Here is a 21,753-nt window from a genome sequence, read left to right as displayed (position 1 = left end):
CCTTGGCCGTTCGATAATCGCAAGAGTACAAATGGCGAGTAGCCTCGCTACGCTCAGCATACACGCGCTCCGGTCGGGCGACTGCGTGAGCCGGAGGGAAGGGACGAGAGTTGAAGACCACTTGACGAGAGTTGAAGACCACTTGACGAGAGTTGAAGACCACTTTTCACTCTCGCCCTCGGCGGTGCGTCGGGACAACGCCCCTACCCAAGGCGTGAGGGCATCCTGTCCTCATGATGAGGCCGCGATGGCATGACGCCCTGGAATGACTCAATCCGCCTCTTGAAATATCATGCGACCGGAAAGGATCGGCGCATTTTTCGCCGGGTTCTCCGGCAGGAGGAAGTAACCCTCGGCTCGGTTCAGATTGGGAATGATTAACCCAACCGCTGTGCCAGGGCGTTGGCGCAGGAGGCCGGGGTTTTCGGGATCGATATCCATCGCTTTGCCACTGCCAGTGATCATGCCTGTCTTCGCATTCACTTTGAGGGCAAGCTGATGCGGATTGCTGATGCCGCTGAAGTCCGCCACATTTTTGCTGCGCAGGCTGAAATACTGCGTGAAACCGGTGAACAGTCCGCCGTCGCTAAAGGTGAGTGCCGCATTGAACGAGACGAGAGGCAGACTCAAAACGAGGGCAGGGGAGATCGGTGGGGTGTAGCGACTGCCCGTGCCTGTGAGATCGTGAACCAGGAATCCAGAACTGTAACTGCGGGAACCGAGTTGAGGGGACTTGAACCAGTCCATGTCGGCATCCACGCTCGGGAGTGTGGAGTCAAAGGTGAGTGTGCCCTGAAGCGATCCCAGGTTTTTATAAAGCATGTGGTGGATGGGCAGGAATCCCTCTCCGCAAGGTATGGCACTGCCTGTGATGCTGGTGCCATCGGCGAGACGACCGCTGTAGCTGACTCGGCCTTTCGTGGTCAGCGTCGTCGAAATGAAACCGCTGCCGAGAGGGTAGTCGTCGCTGATTTGGGAGGTAAGCAGTGGGACATTGAATAACCCGGGCGCATCCTCAAAATTCTCCGGTAATCCTGTCCATTGTTTGGCAGCGGAGATAGACGCGAAGTGTTCATCCTCTTCGAGACCGAGGCTGCCATCGAGTTGATCATCAGATAACCCAAAGGTGAGGTTGAGGGGCGCGTCGAAGGCTGGATCACGTAAGCTGATGGTGCCTGTCGAGAAGATCTCTCCCGCATAGGTATCCAGCATGCCTTTGAATGAACTCCGCGTTTTACCTCGGGTCACCGTGCCGCTGAAGCTGCCGGTCTTGCCAATCGTCAGCGTAAAGGAGCCGCCGTAACCTCCATTGTAGATCCCGTTCCTGTCCACCAGACCACGGTAGGTGCCAACCGTTCCTGGTGGCAGATCTTCGACCACCCACGTAAAGGTGTAAGCGGAGCTGGAGCCTGCAGCGTTGCTGGCGATGAAGGTGACGGTGTAACTGCCAGGCTTGGTGGGGCGTCCGGTGATGATGCCTGTTTTAGTGTTGAGCTTGAGTCCAGGCGGCAAGCCGCTGGCTCGGTAAGCGGTGGCTCCATTTTCTGCTTCAATCGCATACTCGATCAAGCCGCTGACGATGCCGTCACCCGGGGACTCCAGAGAATCCAAGGTGGGGGGCACCATGATGCTGAGTGTGGCAAAGGCACTGTTGATCGGCGACAGGTCCTTCAGGCTGACCCGGCAGTAATAGTCTTGGGCATCGGAGGATTCGACTTTACGGATGGTTAGCTTGGCCGTGCGACTGCCACTGATGCGATCATCGTCGCGCAAGGGGCTGCTGCCGATAAACCATTGGTATCGGAGATCCGGGCCACTGGTCATCACTGTAAAGGTTGCGGTGTGACCTAACAAAATATGCTGGGATGGGACTGCGCGTCGAACGACACCGAGGGCCGCTGAGGCTTCGATCGTGCCCGTCAGATTTTTCGCAGTGTAGGTGTAGGTCCCTCCATCGGTCAGTTTGACGGTGTTGAAGGTGAGGGCCCCTGTCGTGGCCCCCGGAATGATCTTCCCATTCTTCAGCCACTGATGCTCGGTGCGGCCGTGGGTGCTGATCACAGTGTTAAAGCTAGCGGCGGCATCTTCGGCCACCAGAACATCTGAGGGGGCACTGGCAAGCTGAACGTCTGGATAAGCCGTGCCGTGGAGTCGGATGGTCACGGCATTCAGCGTACCATTGACATCATCATCCTTTTCCGTGGTCACCACGGCCCAAACACCACGGGAAGATTCCCCCCAATGTCGAATGCTGCTGAAAGTCCAGTTGCTGTAGTTGGCTCCGGTATCACGACTCGTCGCGGAGGCGAGCACACTGACGGTGCCGCTGGGAGAAATTAGCTTCAGCGTGAGATCGCCTTTACGGCTGTGGGTGGCATCCACCGTCACCGTGACGTTTTCGACTCGGAGGGCAGTGTTTTCCGAGAAGTCCACATTGAGGCGAGACACTTTGGTTTTCGTGCTGGGTTTGGTTTCCTCCGGCAGATAAATCGGGGTGCCTGCCATCGGCTGGATCGCACGACTTGCGGAGCGGTCTGCAGGAGCGCTGCTGCCTGAGACGGCCGCTTCCGTCTGCTGAATAGAAACCATTTCGCCCAAGCTGGGCCATTGCTCGGCAAGGGATACCGCAGCGGCGGCATTGACCAAGCCACCTCCGAACGAGTGGTGATGCTTGATGGCGGGAAAAGGGGCTTCCCAAGTGTCGCGGTTAGGATGCTCCACCCAATCTTTGTCTTTGGGGGAAAGCTTGGTGGAGGAACGCAGGAGGATCTCTTTGACATCACGCCAATTGAGATCGGGATTGGCTTCCAGCATGAGGGCCACGACTCCTGAGACAATCGGAGCAGAGGCTGATGTTCCACCAAATTGATTGGTGTAATCGACCTCTGAAAAGTCACTGGTACTGCCTGAGTTATATCCTGCGATACCGACAAGATCCGTCGTGGCAATGCCCACTTTGCCTTCCAGGGAAGGGGCAACCACGTTGATGTTACTACCGGTTTCACTGTAAGAAACCAAAGCGCCCTTGTGGCTGACTGCACCGACAGTGACCGCATAGATGGAATTGCTGTAACCATCTTTATTGCTCTGGCCTCCTTGCGGTCGTCCATTGCCTGCGGCCCAGACGAAGACCGTGCCCAGCCCGCCCCGGCCTGCGGTGGTGGCCGTTTTCATGGCCTCAGTCATCAGCTCCCCCGTGTAGCCCAGTTCGAAGGGGATTTCAGGATTTCCCCAACTGTTGTTTTTGATTTGGATCAAGTCTGCTCCGCGGGTGGCAGACTCGGCTTCGGTTTCATCCGTGACGAGGCCGGCGATGAGCCGAAAGCCGACTAAGGTGGACTGGGGCGCCACGCCACTCACGCCCAGATTGTTGTTGCCTCGTGCACCGGCTAAACCGCCGACCGCAGTGCCGTGCACATCATGTGCGGTGTCGGGCGAGGGATCGGTGTCATTGTCATTCCAATCGAAGTGATTCCCGATATCCACATTCGGGCTGAGATCGGGGTGCGTGAGTTGAAGTCCATCATCCACGATGGCGATGCGGACGCCTGTGCCTTGGTATTGATCCCAAACGCTTTCGACACCGATATCCAGTCCGATGGTGCCTTTGGTCTGGCCGGTGTTTTTCAGATGCCATTCATCTTGGTAGTAAGGGTCATCTGGCACCGTGCTGGGCGCCGGTTGCCGCATGAGCAGGGGCTGCACCGTCAGTAGGTGGGTATCTTGGCCGAGTGAGGCGATGGCGTCCACGGCAGCCAATGGACTGGCCGCAGCCAGGACGAGATGCTGGGGCGCATACGCAGGGCGATTGGTGATTTTCAGGCCATAGGTCGCGGCGACTGCTTCTGCGTGATTGAGATCGCTGCTCTTAAGCAAGATTTGGCCGGTGAGCACACGCATACGGGCAGGTGTCGCTGGACCATCTTCTGGGTAAATAACCAATCCCGGCCACTGTTCCGAGGTCGTGGCTACTTGGTGCGCCCATTGAAGAAGTTCTTGGGCGTTGGCGTAAGAGGGGATCTGCCGGAGCCGGTCATGCACAGGCTTTTGTGGCTCATAGACTTGATTCAGAGCTAACCGATAGCGGCGGATTTGTCCGCGGTCTCTCAGGGCAAAGGGGCGTCCCGCACGCAGATCTCGCCCAGCGGATTCGAGCTGCGCTATCAACTCAACTTCCGAGGGCGTGGGAGATTTGGGCTCAGATATCGAAGGACTCTGCGGGGCATGGCCATGCTTTTTGTGGGCTTCAATGACCTGGGATGGATTGGCAGCGCTGGCAGAAGCCATCGATTCTCTCTGAGAAAGCATAATGGACCCCAGCCACAACCCTGCTGCCAAAAGCAACAAGGAAAGAGGCAGAAGGAGGCGTCTAGGAGAAGCAGTCAGACGAGCCATGGCGGGATAATGCTGGAAACATCGGCTCTTACGCCCCTTAAGCCAAGTTTATTTTATGGAAATTATGATTTATCCCAATTGTTATCTTTCGGCGAAAACGAACGGTCTGCGGGTTAGGCCAGCTGGTTTTGAGCCAGAGTCATAGTGATATAAATGCCATAAATCAGCAAAAGCACGAATCCCCTCCACTGGCCGAGATGGCCGCCACGACCGGGTAAAATGAGCAGAACAGTCGCCACACCGGCCAGCAAACTGGGGCGCAATTCACCGAGCTGCACGGGGTAAGGATGAATGAGGGCTGCCACGGCGGCGATGAACATGGCGTTGAAGATGTTGCTGCCGAGGATGTTTCCCAAACCCACATCATCGTGGCCGCGCATCCGAGAAACCAAGGTGGTAGCCAGCTCTGGTGTGCTGGTGGCTATGGCGACGACGACCGCCCCAACAATGAATGGGCTCCATCCTAGAGCGGTGGCAACGCCCTTACCACCTGTCACGACTAGTTGCGCTGCCCCGATCAGGATGGCTAGGCCGAGGATGGAGAGAAAGATGGAGCGGGACAGCGGGGCTTTTTTCTCCACGCCTTCCATCAGTTCCTCGGCGGAGGCATAGGCACGAGCATGGGCTCTGGCATGGAGGATCACCACCGTCAGCCAGACCAAGAAGCAGGCCAGCAGGACGAGCGCATCAATTCGGGAAAACCAGCCATCCCACAGGACCGCATAAATGAGTCCTGGGACCGCCAGGGCACACCACCAGTCCCGCCGAATGCCACTGTCGCCTGCCTTCATCCCTGAGAGTGCCAGGACGATGGCCAAGACCAGAGCCACATTGACCACATTACTGCCGAGGACATCTCCCAGCGAAATTTGAGGCACCCCATCGATGGCGGAGTGGATGGCGACTAACAGTTCAGGGGAGGACGTTCCGAAGGCGGCCACCGTGACGCCGATCACAGCCGTGGGCCAGCGCGCCCACAGTGCGAGACCCACCCCACCCTTTACGAAGATCTCTCCGCCAAACCAAGCGAGAATAACCCCTGCTGCCAGCAGGATCAGGGAATAAGTCATGAACGAATCAAAAGGTCTTCGAATTAACGGATCACCAGAACATCACAGGCCGCCTGGCGCACGACTTTTTCGGTGACGCTTCCCAACAGCATGTGCTTAAGCGCGGAGTGGCCATGGGCAGAGATGAAAATGGCCTCAGCCTTTTCTTCCTGTGCGGCTTTGCAGATGGCATCGGCTGGTCGTCCTTCGATGATCCTCAGTGTTAAGCCTTCAGTTCCTGAGAATGTCTGGGCCGCCAGATCCTTGAGCGCGGTCTCCGCTTCCTCTCGGATCTTTTCATGCAGGTCCTGAGTGTGAATCCGGAGACCTTCGTATGAAGGTTCTGTTACATGGAGTAAGATAACCTCCGTTTGCGCATCTCGATGCAATTGAGCTGCCTTGTGAACGGCTGCTTGAGACCAATCGGAAAAATCCGTCGGCACGAGAACCTTTTTCCACAGAGTGAGAGTCGAAGTGGGTTTCATCAATTTGAATAAGCCTGATTTTTCACTTTCCGGCAATCATGATCATGGGATGTATGCGACTCCAATTGTCTTTTTCATCATTCATTCATGTCTGATTCCTCCTCTACGCTAGCGAACCGTGGTGGCTTGCTGTTGCAAATCATGGTCTTGATTGTAGTCACGGCCGCCGTGCTCGGTTTTCAGACCCACACGGGTGTCTGGACTTCTGACATTGGAGCGGATCCAGATGAACCTGCCCATGCGGTGACCAGCTTGATGGTGAGAGACTACGTGGCTGAAGGTTTGGGCGGGTCTCCTTTGGTTTTTGCTCAGCGTTACTATGACACCTTTCCGAAGGTGGCTCTGGGGCATTATCCGCCAAGCTATTATGCGCTTACGGCACTCTTTCTTTTGCCCTGGCCGCATCCAGAGGTTTTCTTTGGGCTGCAGGCATTACTTTGCGGTGTGCTAGCAATGCAGGTTGTGCGGATGGCCAGCCGATTGGGGATGAGTCCCATGGCTTCGGTGTGTGCGGCGTTGATCACCATCAGTTTGCCCATCACGCTGAAACTCAGCCAACTGGTGATGGCGGACTTGTTGCTGGCCTGTCTGTGTTTGCTCGCTGTTGAGTTCTGGAGCCGATACAGTGAGAAGCCGCGCGTTAGTATGGCACTGCTGTTCGGGTTGACTTCGGCAGCGGCCATCTTAACCAAAGGTTCGGGCATGGCTTTGGCTTTGGTCCCTGCGGTGAGTTTGGTGGGCTTGTGGAGATGGGATTGGCTTAAAAAACCCTCGTTTTGGCTGGCAGGCCTTCCCGTGGCCGTCATTGCGGGGCCATGGATGCTTTATTCCTCCAAGATCACCAAAGAGGGGATGGTGGATACACCGCTGGTGAAATACATTTTGGATGGGCTCTCTTTTTATGCCACCAGTCTGGGAGCTTCTATGTCTTACCCGATTGTGGTTTTGGCGATCTTGGGCGGGGCGCTGTGGTTGAGTCGTCGTTCCACTCAAGCGGCTCGATGCACCGCCTTATTGGGATTGGTGCTTGGGACGGTCTCGATCATGTTGCTGGTGCCCGCAGGTTACAGCACACGCTACTTCATGCCGCTGTTACCTGTCGTGGCTTTGATGGCTGTATGGCCATTGGACCAATGGCTCCCCCGTGCTTCTTGGCGTGTGGGTGCCTCCTTCGCATTGGTCGTTATCGTGTGGTTGCATTATCCGTGGTTCGCTATACCCGATAAGAATGTCGCAGGGTATCGGCAAGCGGTTGAAGAAGCCCTGCATGAGCGGGGTGGTGACAGTCCGGAGCAATGGTTGGTTTCTGGAGATCCGCGGGGTGAAGGTGCGGTGATTGCCACAACAGCCTTTGTGCTGCCACATCGCGTGCCAAGCCCCGTGCGGGTTCATCGTGCCAGTAAGGAGTTGGCGGCGACCGATTGGTTAGGCCGAGGTTACAAAGCCGCTTTTACTACCCCTGACGAGGTCTTGGGATATTTGGATCAAAGTCGGATCACCTGTGTTTTTGTGGATCAGTTGCCGAAGGATCATGCGCATTGGCCGCATGAAGAGGTTTTGCTCGAAGCTCTGCAAAAAAGTGATCGTTGGAAATTGGTTCATGAAGGCCCGGCAACGAGGCCTTATCAGAACGAAGCCAACACTCTCAAGGTCTTTCGGTTGCAGCGTTGATGCGGTTAATGCCGCCGCCACTGATCCACTAAAACCGCACCCAGGATGACGCCGCCCAAGACGACCTTTTGAGTGTAGCTTTCAACATTGGTGAGGTTCATGCCATTCTGGATGACCGCGATGATGAAGGCTCCCGTTAGGGTGCCGAGCATGGTGCCTTTACCACCGCTAAGACTGGTTCCACCTACCACTACGGCCGCGATGACGTAGAGCTCATACATCCCTCCGTAAGTGGGAGAGCCACTCTTGAGTTGTGATGCCATGACCACACCTCCCAGACCCGCCAGCAAGCCACTGATAACGTAAGCAAAGAGCAGGACGCGATTGACGGGGACGCCTGAGATATGGGCGGCTTCGCGGTTGCCTCCCACCGCATACAGATAACGCCCGATGCGCGTTTGTGTCATGATGACATGAGCGAGACCATAGAGCACTCCCATGAGTAAGACGGCGTTGGGCAGACGAAACAAATCGGCGCCACGTCCGAGCCAGACAAACGAGTCAGGGACTTGGTAGATGGATTGACCTTCCGAAAGGGTGTAAGCGAATCCACTGGTCACTAACATCATCGCCAGGGTAACGATGAAAGGCGGGATGTTAAAGCGGGTGATCATCAGTCCCGAAAACCCCCCAGCTGCGCCACACAAGAGAATGGCCAGAAAACAAGCGACTAGCATGCCGCCAGCACTGGCCTCCTGAGCCCCTGCGTATTCACGGATGAACCAGGATGCCCCTACGGCTGCTAAGGCCAGGAGGCTGCCTACCGATAGATCGATACCTGCCGTGATGATCACCATCGTCATGCCGATGGCGATGATGGCAATCACGGCGATTTGATTGGCAATGTTCAGTAGGTTGTCAGTCTTTAAAAAGTTAGGCCAGCGGTAGCTCTCGGGTTTGAGCAAGAGGGGTGAACCGATGGATGGGAACTCGGCGGAGGCTTCGGATAAGATCAGCCAACGGGCGCTCTCAGGACCTGCGACAATGATATCCAGCGGTTGTTTTTGCTGGCTCAGCACCGAGCGCACATCCGCAGGTGAACCCTTGATCACCGCAATGACTTGGGCTCCTATCGCCTTAGTCTTGGCCGCGATGGCATCCGCCAGAGCCGACTCTTCAGTCGCAGGACGTGTGGCGATGAGGACACGATGTTCTTTCCGAATCGAGGCAGTGATCTGCTCCACAGCGGTATCTCCTGTTATGGATTGTTCCGTCAAGGTCACGGCACTGAAAAATGCGCCTAACAAAAGGAGGATCAAAATCATGCCGTGCTCAGACAGCAGACGTAAAGCGTGAGTCTTCATGTCAAAAGAGGCGGATTAGGTTACTCCAACTCAGGATCCTTCAGGGCATCAGCCTGTCGATAAAGTTGAGTTGGGATCAAGATTTGTTCTGGCTGAGGAAGACCACGAGACCACGTCATGATGGAATGAACAAGCTGCACGCCCATCTTATCGGGGAACTGAATCGGGTCGGCGTAGATCTTTCCATCCTTGATCGCCTGTTTTCCTTCAGGCTGACCATCAAAGCCGATGATCGTGACTTGATTCTCTTTACCCGCCTTTTCCAGGGCCGCACGAGCGCCGAGTGCTGCAGGGTCGTTGATGGCAAAGATGCCGCGTAGATCTGGATGGGCTTGCAGGGTGTCCTCGGCAGCTTTGTAACCGAGGTCCTTGGCTCCGCCGCTCTCCAGTTCCGCCACGATTTCGATAGCGGGTTTGCCACTGGCATTGTGGGCATCGATGACTTCTCGAAATCCCTGCACTCGTAAGATGCAGGACTCCACTTGCTTCAGATGGAGAATGGCGACTTTGCCACCTTGCGGGCCGAGTGCTTCGATCATGGCTGCTCCGGCTTCTTTCCCGCCACCATAATTGTCCGTGGCGATTTGCGTTACCAGCTTAACTCCCGGTTCGTTGCAGGGGACATCCACGGTGAAGACAGGGATGCCTGCGGCATTGGCCTCTTGAATGACGGGCACAATGGATTTGCTATCGCAGGGGCTGAGCACGATGGCGCTGACCTTTTTAACAATGAAGTCTTTCACCTGATTGCTCTGCTTAGCCACATCCTTGTCTCCGCTGACAACGACGACATCATACCCCTGCTTTTGGCCCTCCGAGGTGAGGTGATCGCCGATGACTTTGAAAAACGGATTGTCCAATGTCAGTAGCGAAGCCGCTATGGTGCCGCGTGGGGCAGTTGGTGAGGAGGTTTTGCCACAGCTCGCCAGACAAAGGCTGAGAATGAGACCGAGCAGACATGAAAGCACTTTCATCAGCATCTCTGGGGGTTGGTTAGAGCGATTTTGCGAGTTTAGTATCGAAAGGACAAGGCTAGAATACGAGAAAGCTGTGTAATCATCGGCGTAGGTAATGGTGTGATGTTACGTCTTGCTCTTGGAATTGCCGTTTTGTCGTGCTTGGCAGCTGTGCAGTCTGCTGAGGTATTGTTTCAAGCTCAACCGTTCACCCGCGCCGGGTTATTCACTGATGGTATCGAAGGTCCGGCCTGTGATGCTCAGGGGAATATCTATTGTGTGAAATTCGGTGGTGAGCACACGCTGGGGAAAACCACCCCGAAAGGCGAAAGTGAGCTGTTTATCACGCTGCCTGAGGGCAGCACCGCCAATGGCATTCGTTTCGCGCCCGATGGGTATCTGTATGTGGCCGACTACACGGGGCATCAGATCCTGAAGGTGCATCCCACTACAGGCGATCTCACAGTCTTCGCCCATGAGCCGAAGATGAATCAGCCCAATGACCTTGCCATTGCTCCTGATGGCAGTTTCTACGCGAGTGACCCAGATTGGAAAAATGGAACGGGGCAAATTTGGCGGTTTGATCGGGCCGGGAAGTCCTCGCGGGTCGCGAAGGACATGGGGACAACCAATGGCATCGATCTCAGCCCGGATGGCCAAGTCCTCTATGTGAATGAAAGTGTGCAGCGCCGTGTCTGGGCGTTTTCCGTATCTGCCGATGGCAGCTTAAAAAATAAGCGGCTCATCAAAGAGTTCCCGGATTTCGGATTCGATGGAATGCGGGTAGATGCGAAGGGCGATCTTTACATCACCCGACACGGCAAAGGGACGGTGGTCAAACTCTCCCCCCAAGGGAAGATCCTCAAGGAAATTGAGCTGCCTGGGAGCAAACCCTCGAATCTCTGCTTTGGCGGACCCGATGGCCGCACGATCTACGTCACTGAGATGGAGCATGGTCGTTTAATCTCCTTCCGCGTGGATGAGCCGGGGCTGGAATGGCTGCGAATGCAGGAATGGCAGCGTCCGTGACAGGGCTTCGGGGAATAGACAGAGTTTTCTTGTGCTCTTATACGGAACCTGCTGAAAAGCAGTCTTGCACCCGGCCAGAGGCTCACCACATTCGTTCACTCTTTCCCCACCCTTTTATTCATGGAAAACGTCATCATCATCGGCACCGGCTGCGCGGGATACACCGCGGCTATTTACACAGGACGAGCGAATCTCAATCCCCTCATTCTCTCGGGGAATCAGCCAGGTGGGCAGCTCACGACGACGACGGAAGTTGAAAATTTCCCGGGCTTCCCCAACGGCATCATGGGGCCCGAGTTGATGATGAACATGCAGTCCCAAGCGGAGAAGTTCGGTGCTCGTATCGAATACACGCTGGTGACGAGCGTCGCCAAAACCCCTGAAGGCCATTTCAACATCACCAGTGAAGACGGCACCGTCCGCCAAGCCAAGGCTGTGATCATCGCGACGGGGGCTTCCCCCAAGCACCTCGGCTTGCCCAATGAAAAAGGGCTGATCGGCCATGGTTTGACCAGCTGTGCTACCTGCGATGGCGCTTTCTACCGCAACGTTCCCGTGTGCGTCATTGGTGGTGGTGACAGTGCTACGGAGGAGGCCAGCTTCCTGACCAAATTTGCGAGCAAGGTCTATCTGATCCATCGTCGTGATTCCCTGCGTGCGTCTAAGATCATGGCGGATCGCGCTTTGGCCAATCCGAAGATTGAGCCCGTCTGGAATAGCACGGTGGCGGAATACCTCACGGATGATAAAGGCGAGATGCGGGCCGTGACTCTCGAAAATCTAGTGACTGGAGAGAAGAGTGAGCTGGAAGTGAAATGTGTTTTCGTCGCCATCGGCCATGTTCCAAACGCGGCCTTCCTGGGTGATCTCGTGGATACCGATGAAAACGGCTACATCCTCCAGAAAGGACGAACCACAGAGACCAAGACTGAAGGTCTGTTCGCTGCGGGTGATGTCTCGGATCACGTTTATCGCCAAGCCATCACTGCGGCAGGGCAGGGCTGTGCGGCTGCATTGGAAGCCGAGCGCTATCTGGCCAACATCGGCGTGCACTGAGGCGCAGGCTTCGAAATGAGTGCAGATAAGATTGACCCATGCCGTGATTCATTCAGGGAATGGGTTTCTTGTTGCGGTTAGGCTCGCGTGATCAAACTGTGGAAGCGCTTTTAAGCAATGGATACCGTTCCGGGTGGAGATTCCGCAGGAACGTCCTTTTTAGGTTTCGCTAACCAGAGGCTGACTTTCTCCATGTAGAGGTAGAAAACTGGTGTGATGTAAAGGGTCAGGAGTTGGGACAATAGCAGCCCGCCGACCACAGCGAGACCCAAGGGGCGGCGTGCCTCGGCTCCAGCCCCCAGGCCCAGGGCGATTGGGAGGGCTCCCATAATCGCGGCAAAGGTGGTCATCATGATGGGGCGGAAACGGACCAAGCAGGCCTCAAAGATGGCATCACTGGGCGTCTTGTCGTCCTTGCGCTCTGCTTCGAGAGCAAAATCGATCATCATGATGGCATTCTTTTTCACGATACCGATCAGCATTAGCACGCCGACGAAGCCATAGAGATTCAATTCGTATCCGAACAGCCACAAGGTTAGCAGCGCACCCACCCCGGCCGAGGGAAGTCCGGAAAGAATGGTCAGCGGATGAATGAAGCTTTCATAGAGGATGCCCAGCACCAGATAGATGACCACAACGGCCATGGCCAAAAGAAGCCCCAACCCTTTGAGTGAGGATTGGAAAGCCTCAGCTTCACCTTGAAAAGCGGTGCTGATTCCCGCCGGGAGTTCCTTGGTGACCGCGGCATTGATCGCATCCACGGCTTGGCCAATGGAGACACCAGGACGGGTGGCGAAACTAATGGTGACGCTCGGAAGTTGACCTGAGTGAGTGACGGTCAGCGGCCCCACGGTGCGAGTGATGTCGGCGACACTGGCGAGAGGCACGAGCTCGCTCGTCGTGCCACTGCGCAGATAAAGCATCCCCAGGGAATCGATGTCAGACCGGTATTTGGGATCGACCTCGAGGATGACATAATATTGGTTAGTCGGCGTGTAGATGGCGGACACCTGACGAGAGCCGTAGGCATTGTAGAGCGCGTTTTCCACCTGAGTGGCGGTGATGCCCAGTGAGGAGGCCTTGTTACGGTTCACCTCCACGAAAACCTGCGGGCTGGTAACGAGCAGGTCGCTGGTCACATCCGCCAATTCTGGCAGGGCGGCGATCGTCGCTTCAATCTTGGGGGCGACTTCGAACAGTTGCTTCAGATCGACTCCGGCGAGGGTAAATTGATAGGGGCTCTTACTGCTGCGTCCACCGATGCGAATGCTGGAGGGGACTTGAGGAAAGGCACGGATGCCAGGGATGGCGGCCATCTGCGTGCGCAGTTCATTCACGATGTCTTGGGCCGCAGGGCGTTCACTGCGAGGTTTGAGGCTGACAAACATGCGCCCGCTGTTGCCGGTGGAGCTTGAGCCGCTGGACCCGACACTTGAACTGAAGGCTGCGATGTAAGGGTTCTTAGCAATGATCTTAGCGACTTCCTGCTGATGGCGAACCATCGTTTCAAAGGAAGCATCTTGAGCTCCCTCCGTCATCACTTGGAGCTGACCGGTGTCTTCCGTGGGAATGAATCCTTTGGGCAAATGCAGGAACAACCAAGCGGTGCCAACGACTGTGGCCAAGGTCACCACCATCATGCTGATCCGGTGCCTCATGGTGAAACGAAGTGTCTTCTCATAGAGCCGCAGCAACCCTTCGAAGACAGATTCTGTGACCCGATAAAACCAGCCGTGGCGCTCCTGAGGCTGATGCGGCTTTAGAAATCGACTGCACAGCATGGGCGTCAGCGTCAGCGAGACAAAACCGGATACCAGAATCGCGACGCCAATCGTCACGGCAAACTCATTCAACAAGCGGCCGAGAATGCCGCCCATGAAGAGCACCGGTAAGAAGACGGCCGCCAAAGACAGTGTCATGGAAATGACGGTGAAGGTGATCTCCTTGGCACCTTTTAAAGCCGCATCCCACACCGATTCTCCCAGCTCAATGTGGCGCACGATGTTTTCCAAGACGACGATGGCATCATCGACGATGAATCCGACGCTTAGAGTCAGCGCCATCAGGGAGATGTTATTCATGCTGAATCCCAGCAGATACATGACCGCAAAGGTGCCTACGATCGATAACGGAATGGCAATGCTGGGGATGATCGTGGCTCGCAAATTTCTCAGAAACATGAAAATCACGATGACCACGAGAACGATGGTTAGCACCAGGGTGAGCTGCACATCATGCACGGATTCGCGAATGGCCTGAGAGCGGTCGATCAAGATGCTCAGCTCCATCGCCGCGGGCATCTGGGCATTCACGGTTGGAAGCAGTTCTTTGATCGCATTCACCACCGCCACCGTGTTAGCTCCCGGCTGGCGCTGCACGGCGAGCAAGATGGAACGTGCGCCCAAACCATCCCAGTTAGCGATTTGATTGTCTTCGACACTGTCGATGACGGTGGCCACCTGTTCCAGCCTCACAGGCGCACCTTCGCGATAGGCCACGATCAAGGGCCGAAAAGCCTCGGCGGTGAGAAGCTTACCACTGGTCTGCACCGTGAAGTTCTGGTCTGTGCCCTGAAGGACCCCGGCTGGCAGATTGCTATTGCCTGCATTGATGGCATTGCGCACCTCATCCAGACTGATGCCGCGTGAGCTCAGCTTGAGCGGATCGACCTGCACGCGCACGGCATATTTTTGGGAGCCAAAAACGCGTACTTGGGCGACTCCCTCCACCATGCCGATGCGTTGCCCGAGGGCGGTCTGAGCATACTCGTCCACCGTGGAGATGGGCAGGGTAGGGGAGCTGAGCTGAAGGATCAGGACCGGAAAGTCAGCCGGATTGACCTTACGAAAATAAGGCGGGCTCGGCATGTCATCTGGCAGGTAGCGCTGAGCTGAGGAAATGGCGGATTGAACATCCAGAGAGGCTCCGTCGATATCACGGTCCAGACTGAACTGGATGGTGATGTTGGTGGAGCCCAGAGCACTGGTGCTGCTCATGGAGTCAATGCCCGCGATGGTCGAGAACTGTTTCTCGAGAGGGGTGGCGACGGAGGCCGCCATGGTCTCTGGGCTAGCTCCTGGCATCCCGGCGGTGACTGAGATGGTCGGGAAATCCACATTGGGCAGGTCATTGACCGGCAGTTTTTCAAAAGCCAGGAGCCCAAAAGCTAGGATGCCGATCATGACCAGGGTCGTCATCACCGGGCGGTGAATGCAGCGTTCTGGAGTCATGGTGTGGTCTCAGTCGCTTGCGAAAGTTGGTTGTCAGTCTTAGCCGCGCTTTGGCTGATTCCCACAGGTGGCTTCGTTTCGACCTTCACACCTGGTGTTAGACGAAGTTGACCATCGATCACCACCACTTCACCTTTTTGGAGGCCTTTGCGGATCACGGCCAGGGCACCGATGGTGCGGTCCAGTTCAATGCTGCGCAGTTCCACCGTCTCATCCTCTTTCACGACGAAGACGTATTGGCCTTCTTGGCCCGTCTGCACAGCCGGGGCGGGGATGAGAATAGCGTTGGGTTGGGTGGTCAGTGTCAATGAAACCTCGCCGTATTGTCCAGGCCACAAAGCGAGATCTTGATTGTCCATGGTGGCCTTCATCTCCAGGGTGCCAGTGGCAGCTTTGATGGCATTATCCAAGAAGGTGAGCACACCGGTGATTTTTCGGCTAGCACTGCCACTGGGAGTGATGCTGACCTTCAGTTTCTCCTGCTTCATGTATTTCTGAATGTCACCGAAATACTGTTCGGGCACGGAGAAGAGCACTTCCACAGGCTGGAGTTGATTGATCACGACGAGATCCGTTTCATCCTCCTTCACCACGTTTCCGGCATCGATGGCTCGGCGTCCCGCCCGTCCGGTGATGGGGGAAAGCACGGTGCAGTAGCTCAGTTCGAGTTCGGCTTCTCTGACCGCCGCTGCCGCTGCTTCGGTGTTGGACAGGGCTGCGTCTGCGGCGCTTTTGAGGTTGTCCACTTCTTCTCGGGAAACCCCGCCGCTTTGGACCAGTCCAGTGTATCGAAGGGCCTGTTTTTTAGCGATTTCGGCCTGGATGGTCGCTTGGGTGAGTCGAGCTTTGGCCTGGGCCAGCACCACTTCGAAGGGTGCGGGATCGATTTTCACCAGCACATCCCCCTCCTTCACATCCTGACCCTCTTCGAAATAGACCTTGGCGATCTGCCCGGTGACACGTGGTTTGACGGCGACGGTGGCTTTGGCTCGGACGTTTCCGATCGCCCGCAACTCGACGGGTGCCTCCCTTTGTTCCGCCGTGGCGACAACCACGGGAACGACTTGGGCCTTCCTGTTGGACCCTGACGAGGTTTGTTCTTTGGATTTTGAACAGCACGTCAGGCTCAACAAAAGGCAGAGAGGGATGAATTGCGATGGGGGGAAACGCATGGGGTGGAAAAAACGCTGACTCGCGAGTGAGATGCCATGGCGAATTCGCAGGGGGCACTTCTCGTGCTCGTGTCGATAAAGACGAGCCGATTGAGGGAGAGATTCAATGAGCCCTTTCTTTATTACGTTCCTTCCGAGGGGGAATTTGGAGAAAAATGACGGGAGCCGACCGGACGGTGGATCACGTGTTTGAAGGCGTGGCCAGCGCCTTCAGGATCGAGCAAAAAGGCGGTTTTTTCATCGTGCTGTCGGGTGGGGACATGGCGGCGGATCAACTCTGCTTGAGTGCCCCACGAGGTTTCCTGCCAGCCGAGGTCCTGAGCCCAGCTTCGGTAGTCGCTGAAATTGATGTCTGCGGTGATGTCTTGGCGGCCACTATTTTGATAAATGTCAGAACCGGTCAAACGGTGCTGGAGCAGATAGGCTCGCAGGGAGCCCATGGGGCGACGATGATAAAGCGCAGGGAACTCATCGCCGTAGTCCACCGTTAACATGGCACCCTCCTGCCATCCTGGAGCCCAGCCCTGCATCCAAGCACGGATTGAGGGATGCAACTCCACGCGTTGCCGGGCGGCCTTACCTACCCAGGATTGCAGGGCATGAAAGGCATGCCGTTCTTCCTCCGGCCAGGTTAAAGCGACTAAATGCTCGCGTCCCTCAGGCGTGATGTAGATTTCCTGCCAGCCTTCGTCTTGCCACTGTAAAAGGGTAGCGGGGAAGGCATCCAGGAGTTCATTGTGATAGATGAAGGCCCTGCCTGCACTGGCCGCCAGGGCGGTTTGGATCTCCTGATGCCAAATGACCTGGTTCCCCAGTCTTTGGATTTGCTGGGATTTCAGGACCGGAGAGGTGTCCACGATGTGCCACTGAAAGCGCCGCCTCTGCCACCAGCCTAGAGACTGGCGGACCGTTGCCATGAGATCGCCTGTGCCGGCACCGATCTCAATGATGTGCCGGATACCGGGCTGGCGGGCAGCTTCTTCACGCAGCCACCCGGCTACGGCTCGACCAAGGAGGGGCGAGAGCGTGGCGCTGGTGGAAAAGTCCCCCCGAGAACCGACGGTCTGGATTCGACGCGCATAATAACCGCGCTCCGGGTCATAAAGAGCGCGGGCCATGAAGGCTGAAAAGGGCACGGCGGAGGACATGGATCATGCCATACCGCTGGATGGGTTCCCTGCAAGGCCGGGCGGTTTCCTCACTTTACACTCCCCGCATCCACCGCCATCCGTATTCCCTACCTATGAACCGCCAAGAGAATCTCGAAATCTTCTTCCGCGACGGCAAAACCGTTATCCTTCCGATCGATCACGCTGTTGCCATTCCCGTGCCAGGCATGGAGAACCCCTTTGCATTGATCGATTCCGTGAGCCCCTACGTGGACGGTTATGTCATGAATCTGGGAGTCGCCATGCGGGCCGCTGATTCCATGGCTGGAAAAGGGATTTGCTTGCGCACGGATGTGTATAACACCCGGACCACCGGCGAAGGGGCCGGTAGCATCAATGTCTATGGCGTCGAGGAAGCTGAAGTGGTAGGCGCTAACGCGGTGATGAACATGCTTTACCCGAATGGTTTCAATGAGCGCATCAATTTCCAGGAATGCGCGGACATCATTCGCAGCAGCCTTGATCTGGACATTCCAGTGATCATCGAAGCTCTGCCTTATGGCCTGGGGCAGAGTGATAAATACACCGTGGAGAATGTAGCCTTTGCCGCTCGCTTGGCTGCCGAATTGGGGGCTGATGTGGTGAAAGTGCCCTATCCCGTGGATGCTAAGCCTGGGGACTTTCGCAAGATCGTCGATCAGGTCTGGGTCCCCGTCATTATCTTGGGTGGCGCTTCTCTCAATGATGACGCTGCGCTTCTGAAGATGACGGAAGACGCGATGACGGAAGGTGCCGCCGGCATCGCCATCGGGCGCAATGTCTGGCAGCATCAGAATCCCGCCGCCATCGCCCGCAGTCTGTCCGCTGTCGTGCATGACGATATGTCGGCCCTGGAAGCTCTGGCGCTGTTGAAAGAACCTCTTGCCTGATCCTGTTTCGCTCATTTGCCATGATGAAAAAGACCGCTCTTTTCGCTTCCTCGCTGATCCTGTTTTCACAGGCCTTGAGTGCCGAGTTGAAGACCTTCACCTTCACCGCTGATGAATGGCCTGAAGGGGACCCGCCAAAAGAAGTCTTCGTGGTGGATGGCACGATCAAAGTCGGAGCTAAAGATGGCAATAAAGCCGTCATGATCTCTCCAGACAATCTGGTGGATGCGAGTGCGCAGTTTGCCGTCTCTGCGGCAGGCGATTCGGTGATCAAAGCGCGTGTCTTTGCCAGTAAAAAGGGCCGCAGCAATCCACGCTTTGGCATTGCTGTTCATGGCATGAGTGGCTATCGCCTGCTCGCCAATGCACCCAAAAAGCAATTGGAGTTGGTCAAAAACGAAGAGGTTCTGGCCAGCGTGCCTTTGACATGGACCAGTGATGCTTGGGTGTGGATGAAACTGGAAGCCCGCAAGCAAGGGGATGAATGGATCATCACCGGCAAGACATGGGCGGCTGATGCGAGCGAGCCCGCTGAAGCACAACTCACCCACAAGGATAAAGGGCTCAAAGGACAGGGCAAAGCCAGCGTTTGGGCCACGCCTTATTCAGGCACACCGATCTATTTCGATGACATCGAAGTGGGGGTCGAAGTGCCTGCTGAGACAAAGTGAAATATTCTTCAAAAGAGGATCATTTTCCGCTTGCGTAATTCAGTGGATCCATTAGCATCTTCGTCCACTCACGAAGGCTTTGGAGCGGTAGCTCAATTGGTTAGAGCGCCAGCCTGTCACGTTGGAGGTTGCGGGTTCAAGCCCCGTCCGTTCCGCCAGTGAGTTTAAGGCAAAAAGCCCCGATCAGAAATGACCGGGGCTTTTGTTTTTCCAATGCGAGACTAAGAGGCAAAAAGGGGCTTGGTCGTATACCCGCAGAAGAGGTTTTATCACCGATCTAGCAAGGCTTACCAACTTCCCTTGGTATCTTAAATCCGAGGGCAATGGATTTAAGGAACTGGTTTGAAAAAGCATTCTCCAGATCGATGCAAAAATGATCTTTTAAAAGCTCGATTCGCTTGCGTAATCCAAGGGACGCTATTAGTATCGCCCTCCACTCACAAAGGCCCTGGAGCGGTAGCTCAATTGGTTAGAGCGCCAGCCTGTCACGTTGGAGGTTGCGGGTTCAAGCCCCGTCCGTTCCGCCAGTGAGTTTAAGGCAAAAAGCCCCGATCAGAAATGACCGGGGCTTTTGTTTTTATACCTCTTTTAATGCAACGCACATACGGTAGCGTTGCTCGCTGTCTGCTTGGGAGAATTCACTCACCGTGAAGTGCTTTTGACGGGACTGGTCTGAACGCAAAAATAGTTAGACGTGCCTCCTGCAACGTCAGATTTCCAGTTGCGAGGAGAAAATAGTTTAAAGCGCAAGGTGTCCGAGGGCCAAGAGGCCGTAGTAGGTGTATTCGGGATCGAGGGTGTCGTCGGTCCAGTTGCCGTGGAAGCCCCCGGCGGCGCTCCAGAGGCTGTCGATGAAATCGAGGCAGGGTTCGCGAAGGCGATTGAGGGCTTCGGTATTTCCGCTGAGGGCATGGAGGGCGACGGCGGTGGAGAGGAGATCGGGGATCGGGGCGCCGGGGATGGCCAGGAAGCCGCCACCAGGGAGGCATTGCCGCACGAGCCACTCCACCGCAGCCGTGGGCGCGGGCATCTGGAGATGGCGGTAGAGGGAAAGCATGGCGGCTGTGGCGGTGGTGGAGCCGATGGAGATGCCGGGTTCATTGGACCAAGCGCCATCGGGTGTTTCCAGGCTATCCATGCAGCGGGCGATGTCCCACGGATTGGGCGGCAGGAGGCCGAGGTCCTGATAGCCGCCCCACGCGATGAGGCAGCCGTAGGCGCTGCCGTTTTTCCGCCCCGGGGCTTGATGATAACCACCGTCGGGCGTGCGGTAGGCTTCGATGCGTTGGGCGAGCGCGACGCGGCGGTCCTCAGGCAAGCCTTGGATGCCGACGCCTGCCCAGCAGCGAGCGAGGCAGTTGAGGTGGACAAAGTCGAGTCCTTCTCCATCGCTATACTGGCCTAACCAAAGGCGTGTTGGCTCTGAGTCAGGGGTTTCCTGCAAGGCCATGAGGCCCTCAAGGCCAAAGACGGTGTAGTAGAGATCACGCTTGCCATCACGGTCCAGGAAGCCGCCTTCGAGATGCTGGCGACTGCGCAGGAAGTCGGCAACGAGAGAGGTGGACTCGCCGAGAAGCTTGGGAGCAACTCGGGCGACCTGGAGCATTTCAAGCCGGAAGGACATGAGGAGGGGAAAGCTTGAGTGGAAGGAAAGGCGGAGGTTTCAGGGGGGGCAAAACGGGATTCCAGGGATGAACTCCATGTTGACCCCTCACCTAACCTCTCCCCCAGGGGGAGAGGAATGGTTGTTTGGACTGCTGGAGCGAAGCCCCAAAGGAATTCGCTATATTCTCTCTCCTGGACAATGCCTCTCACCCTGCGAAGGGCACGGAGGGGACGCCTTGGGCTCCGGGGCGGCAGACGAAGAGACGGCCTGCGGTGGCTTCTTCCAGGCTAGGTTTGACACCCGTGACGACGTAGAGATCGCGCAGCTCGGGGCCGCCGAAGGCGCAGGCGGTGGTCTCGATGCAGGGGAAGTCCACCTGCTGCACGACACTGGAGGTGGCGGGATCGAAACAGACGACTTTGCCGCCGTGACAGAAGGCGACCCAGAGGCGGTCTTCGCTATCGATGGTCATGCCATCGGGGCTGGTGGAATCGGCACTGGTATCCCAGATGACGCGTTCGTGGCTGATGCTGCCCGTGGCGACATCGAAGTCGAAGGCGCGGATCTTTTTGGACGGGGTGTCGATGTAATACATGGTGGCACCATCACGGGTCCAGACGATGCCGTTGGAGTTGGTGACAGGGCTGAATTTCTTGGTGACGCTGAGGTCGGTATCCAGGCAGTAGAGGGATGCCTCCGGCTGCTTTTTCAGATTGATGGTTCCAGCCCAGAGACGGCCTGCAGGATCGCACTTGCCATCGTTGAAACGATTGTCGGGCAGTTCAGGCTCAGGGTCGGCGATGAGGGTGCTGATGCCGGTGGCTTCATCGAGGAAGAAGAAACCTTCGTCGCCCGCCCAGACGAGGCCACCTTTTTTGCGCACGACCACGGTGCCGACGCGTTGGCCGACATCCCAGACTTTTTCCTCCCCGGTGGCAGGGGTGTAGGCGATGATTTTATAGGCCTCGATATCCACATAGAGCAGGCGAGCGCGCTCAGCGTCCCAGAGTGGGCCTTCGCCCCAGACCGATGTGTATGTGCCGACAAGTTCAGGTGTGATCATGATTGGCCTTGGAGATAGGCGGGGGCAG

General features: G+C 56.4%; 15 protein-coding genes and 2 tRNA genes. 7 read left to right on the top strand and 10 right to left on the bottom strand.

Annotated elements, in window-relative coordinates:
* Positions 1-270: 270 nt before the first annotated feature.
* The 3 genes from B5D61_RS13435 to B5D61_RS13425 all read right to left on the bottom strand — a co-directional run bounded on the left by B5D61_RS13435 (position 271) and on the right by B5D61_RS13425 (position 5,929).
* Entirely contained in the window at positions 271-4,287 is a 4,017-nt protein-coding gene (locus B5D61_RS13435; RefSeq protein WP_176159415.1) for a S8 family serine peptidase, read from the bottom strand.
* A 221-nt stretch (positions 4,288-4,508) separates the two neighbouring features.
* The gene (locus B5D61_RS13430; protein ID WP_078813885.1) at positions 4,509-5,465 is read right to left on the bottom strand and encodes a calcium/sodium antiporter; all 957 of its coding nucleotides are present in this window, start codon (positions 5,463-5,465) and stop codon (positions 4,509-4,511) included.
* Between the two features lie 23 nt (positions 5,466-5,488).
* Positions 5,489-5,929, bottom strand: a complete 441-nt coding sequence (locus B5D61_RS13425) for a universal stress protein (protein ID WP_078813884.1) — start codon at positions 5,927-5,929, stop codon at positions 5,489-5,491.
* 87 nt (positions 5,930-6,016) lie between these two features.
* On the opposite strand from B5D61_RS13425, the gene B5D61_RS13420 reads away from it, so the two are divergent.
* Entirely contained in the window at positions 6,017-7,600 is a 1,584-nt protein-coding gene (locus tag B5D61_RS13420) for an ArnT family glycosyltransferase (RefSeq protein WP_078813883.1), read from the top strand.
* A 5-nt stretch (positions 7,601-7,605) separates the two neighbouring features.
* Here B5D61_RS13420 and B5D61_RS13415 read toward each other — a convergent pair whose 3' ends face one another.
* On the bottom strand, positions 7,606-8,904 hold the full coding sequence (locus tag B5D61_RS13415) for an ABC transporter permease (RefSeq protein ID WP_078813882.1): 1,299 nt from the start codon (positions 8,902-8,904) through the stop codon (positions 7,606-7,608).
* A gap of 20 nt (positions 8,905-8,924) precedes the next feature.
* Positions 8,925-9,878, bottom strand: a complete 954-nt coding sequence (locus B5D61_RS13410; protein ID WP_217698976.1) for a substrate-binding domain-containing protein — start codon at positions 9,876-9,878, stop codon at positions 8,925-8,927.
* Between the two features lie 105 nt (positions 9,879-9,983).
* On the opposite strand from B5D61_RS13410, the gene B5D61_RS13405 reads away from it, so the two are divergent.
* The gene (locus B5D61_RS13405) at positions 9,984-10,889 is read left to right on the top strand and encodes an SMP-30/gluconolactonase/LRE family protein (RefSeq protein ID WP_078813880.1); all 906 of its coding nucleotides are present in this window, start codon (positions 9,984-9,986) and stop codon (positions 10,887-10,889) included.
* Positions 10,890-11,009: 120 nt separating this feature from the next.
* Entirely contained in the window at positions 11,010-11,945 is a 936-nt protein-coding gene (trxB, locus tag B5D61_RS13400) for a thioredoxin-disulfide reductase (RefSeq protein ID WP_078813879.1), read from the top strand.
* Between the two features lie 110 nt (positions 11,946-12,055).
* Here the strand turns inward: trxB and B5D61_RS13395 are convergent, their stop codons facing one another.
* The 3 genes from B5D61_RS13395 to B5D61_RS13385 all read right to left on the bottom strand — a co-directional run bounded on the left by B5D61_RS13395 (position 12,056) and on the right by B5D61_RS13385 (position 17,495).
* Entirely contained in the window at positions 12,056-15,175 is a 3,120-nt protein-coding gene (locus B5D61_RS13395; RefSeq protein ID WP_078813878.1) for an efflux RND transporter permease subunit, read from the bottom strand.
* Positions 15,172-16,347, bottom strand: a complete 1,176-nt coding sequence (locus B5D61_RS13390; protein WP_078813877.1) for an efflux RND transporter periplasmic adaptor subunit — start codon at positions 16,345-16,347, stop codon at positions 15,172-15,174. The genes B5D61_RS13395 and B5D61_RS13390 overlap by 4 nt, the downstream gene beginning before the upstream one ends.
* 122 nt (positions 16,348-16,469) lie before the next feature.
* Positions 16,470-17,495: an SAM-dependent methyltransferase gene (locus B5D61_RS13385; RefSeq protein ID WP_078813876.1), complete on the bottom strand. Its 1,026-nt coding sequence runs from the start codon at positions 17,493-17,495 to the stop codon at positions 16,470-16,472.
* Positions 17,496-17,590: 95 nt separating this feature from the next.
* On the opposite strand from B5D61_RS13385, the gene B5D61_RS13380 reads away from it, so the two are divergent.
* The 4 genes from B5D61_RS13380 to B5D61_RS13365 all read left to right on the top strand — a co-directional run bounded on the left by B5D61_RS13380 (position 17,591) and on the right by B5D61_RS13365 (position 19,583).
* On the top strand, positions 17,591-18,385 hold the full coding sequence (locus B5D61_RS13380; protein WP_217698975.1) for a class I fructose-bisphosphate aldolase: 795 nt from the start codon (positions 17,591-17,593) through the stop codon (positions 18,383-18,385).
* A 20-nt stretch (positions 18,386-18,405) separates the two neighbouring features.
* Positions 18,406-19,056 carry a hypothetical protein gene (locus B5D61_RS13375; RefSeq protein ID WP_078813874.1) on the top strand — a complete coding sequence of 217 codons (651 nt, stop codon included), beginning with the start codon at positions 18,406-18,408 and terminating at the stop codon, positions 19,054-19,056.
* A gap of 81 nt (positions 19,057-19,137) precedes the next feature.
* Positions 19,138-19,214: transfer RNA gene (locus tag B5D61_RS13370), tRNA-Asp, on the top strand.
* 292 nt (positions 19,215-19,506) lie between these two features.
* Positions 19,507-19,583: transfer RNA gene (locus tag B5D61_RS13365), tRNA-Asp, on the top strand.
* Positions 19,584-19,795: 212 nt separating this feature from the next.
* Here B5D61_RS13365 and B5D61_RS13360 read toward each other — a convergent pair.
* Together B5D61_RS13360 and B5D61_RS13355 are read right to left on the bottom strand one after the other, a co-directional pair.
* Positions 19,796-20,680: a prenyltransferase/squalene oxidase repeat-containing protein gene (locus B5D61_RS13360; protein ID WP_078813873.1), complete on the bottom strand. Its 885-nt coding sequence runs from the start codon at positions 20,678-20,680 to the stop codon at positions 19,796-19,798.
* Positions 20,681-20,867: 187 nt separating this feature from the next.
* On the bottom strand, positions 20,868-21,725 hold the full coding sequence (locus B5D61_RS13355) for an SMP-30/gluconolactonase/LRE family protein (RefSeq protein WP_078813872.1): 858 nt from the start codon (positions 21,723-21,725) through the stop codon (positions 20,868-20,870).
* Between the last annotated feature and the right edge of the window lie 28 nt (positions 21,726-21,753).

This window comes from Prosthecobacter debontii (genome assembly GCF_900167535.1).
Lineage (GTDB): Bacteria > Verrucomicrobiota > Verrucomicrobiia > Verrucomicrobiales > Verrucomicrobiaceae > Prosthecobacter > Prosthecobacter debontii.
This window is presented reverse-complemented; position numbering and strand designations above follow the sequence as displayed.

What these genes read in the sequence shown, in the direction of transcription:
- B5D61_RS13435 (WP_176159415.1), bottom strand. Translation starts at nt 4,287, where the DNA reads ATGGCTTCTGCCAGCGCTGCCAATCCATCCCAGGTCATTGAAGCCCAC.
- B5D61_RS13430 (WP_078813885.1), bottom strand. Translation starts at nt 5,465, where the DNA reads ATGACTTATTCCCTGATCCTGCTGGCAGCAGGGGTTATTCTCGCTTGG.
- B5D61_RS13425 (WP_078813884.1), bottom strand. Translation starts at nt 5,929, where the DNA reads ATGAAACCCACTTCGACTCTCACTCTGTGGAAAAAGGTTCTCGTGCCG.
- B5D61_RS13420 (WP_078813883.1), top strand. Translation starts at nt 6,017, where the DNA reads ATGTCTGATTCCTCCTCTACGCTAGCGAACCGTGGTGGCTTGCTGTTG.
- B5D61_RS13415 (WP_078813882.1), bottom strand. Translation starts at nt 8,904, where the DNA reads ATGAAGACTCACGCTTTACGTCTGCTGTCTGAGCACGGCATGATTTTG.
- B5D61_RS13410 (WP_217698976.1), bottom strand. Translation starts at nt 9,878, where the DNA reads ATGAAAGTGCTTTCATGTCTGCTCGGTCTCATTCTCAGCCTTTGTCTG.
- B5D61_RS13405 (WP_078813880.1), top strand. Translation starts at nt 9,984, where the DNA reads ATGTTACGTCTTGCTCTTGGAATTGCCGTTTTGTCGTGCTTGGCAGCT.
- trxB (WP_078813879.1), top strand. Translation starts at nt 11,010, where the DNA reads ATGGAAAACGTCATCATCATCGGCACCGGCTGCGCGGGATACACCGCG.
- B5D61_RS13395 (WP_078813878.1), bottom strand. Translation starts at nt 15,175, where the DNA reads ATGACTCCAGAACGCTGCATTCACCGCCCGGTGATGACGACCCTGGTC.
- B5D61_RS13390 (WP_078813877.1), bottom strand. Translation starts at nt 16,347, where the DNA reads ATGCGTTTCCCCCCATCGCAATTCATCCCTCTCTGCCTTTTGTTGAGC.
- B5D61_RS13385 (WP_078813876.1), bottom strand. Translation starts at nt 17,495, where the DNA reads ATGTCCTCCGCCGTGCCCTTTTCAGCCTTCATGGCCCGCGCTCTTTAT.
- B5D61_RS13380 (WP_217698975.1), top strand. Translation starts at nt 17,591, where the DNA reads ATGAACCGCCAAGAGAATCTCGAAATCTTCTTCCGCGACGGCAAAACC.
- B5D61_RS13375 (WP_078813874.1), top strand. Translation starts at nt 18,406, where the DNA reads ATGATGAAAAAGACCGCTCTTTTCGCTTCCTCGCTGATCCTGTTTTCA.
- B5D61_RS13360 (WP_078813873.1), bottom strand. Translation starts at nt 20,680, where the DNA reads ATGTCCTTCCGGCTTGAAATGCTCCAGGTCGCCCGAGTTGCTCCCAAG.
- B5D61_RS13355 (WP_078813872.1), bottom strand. Translation starts at nt 21,725, where the DNA reads ATGATCACACCTGAACTTGTCGGCACATACACATCGGTCTGGGGCGAA.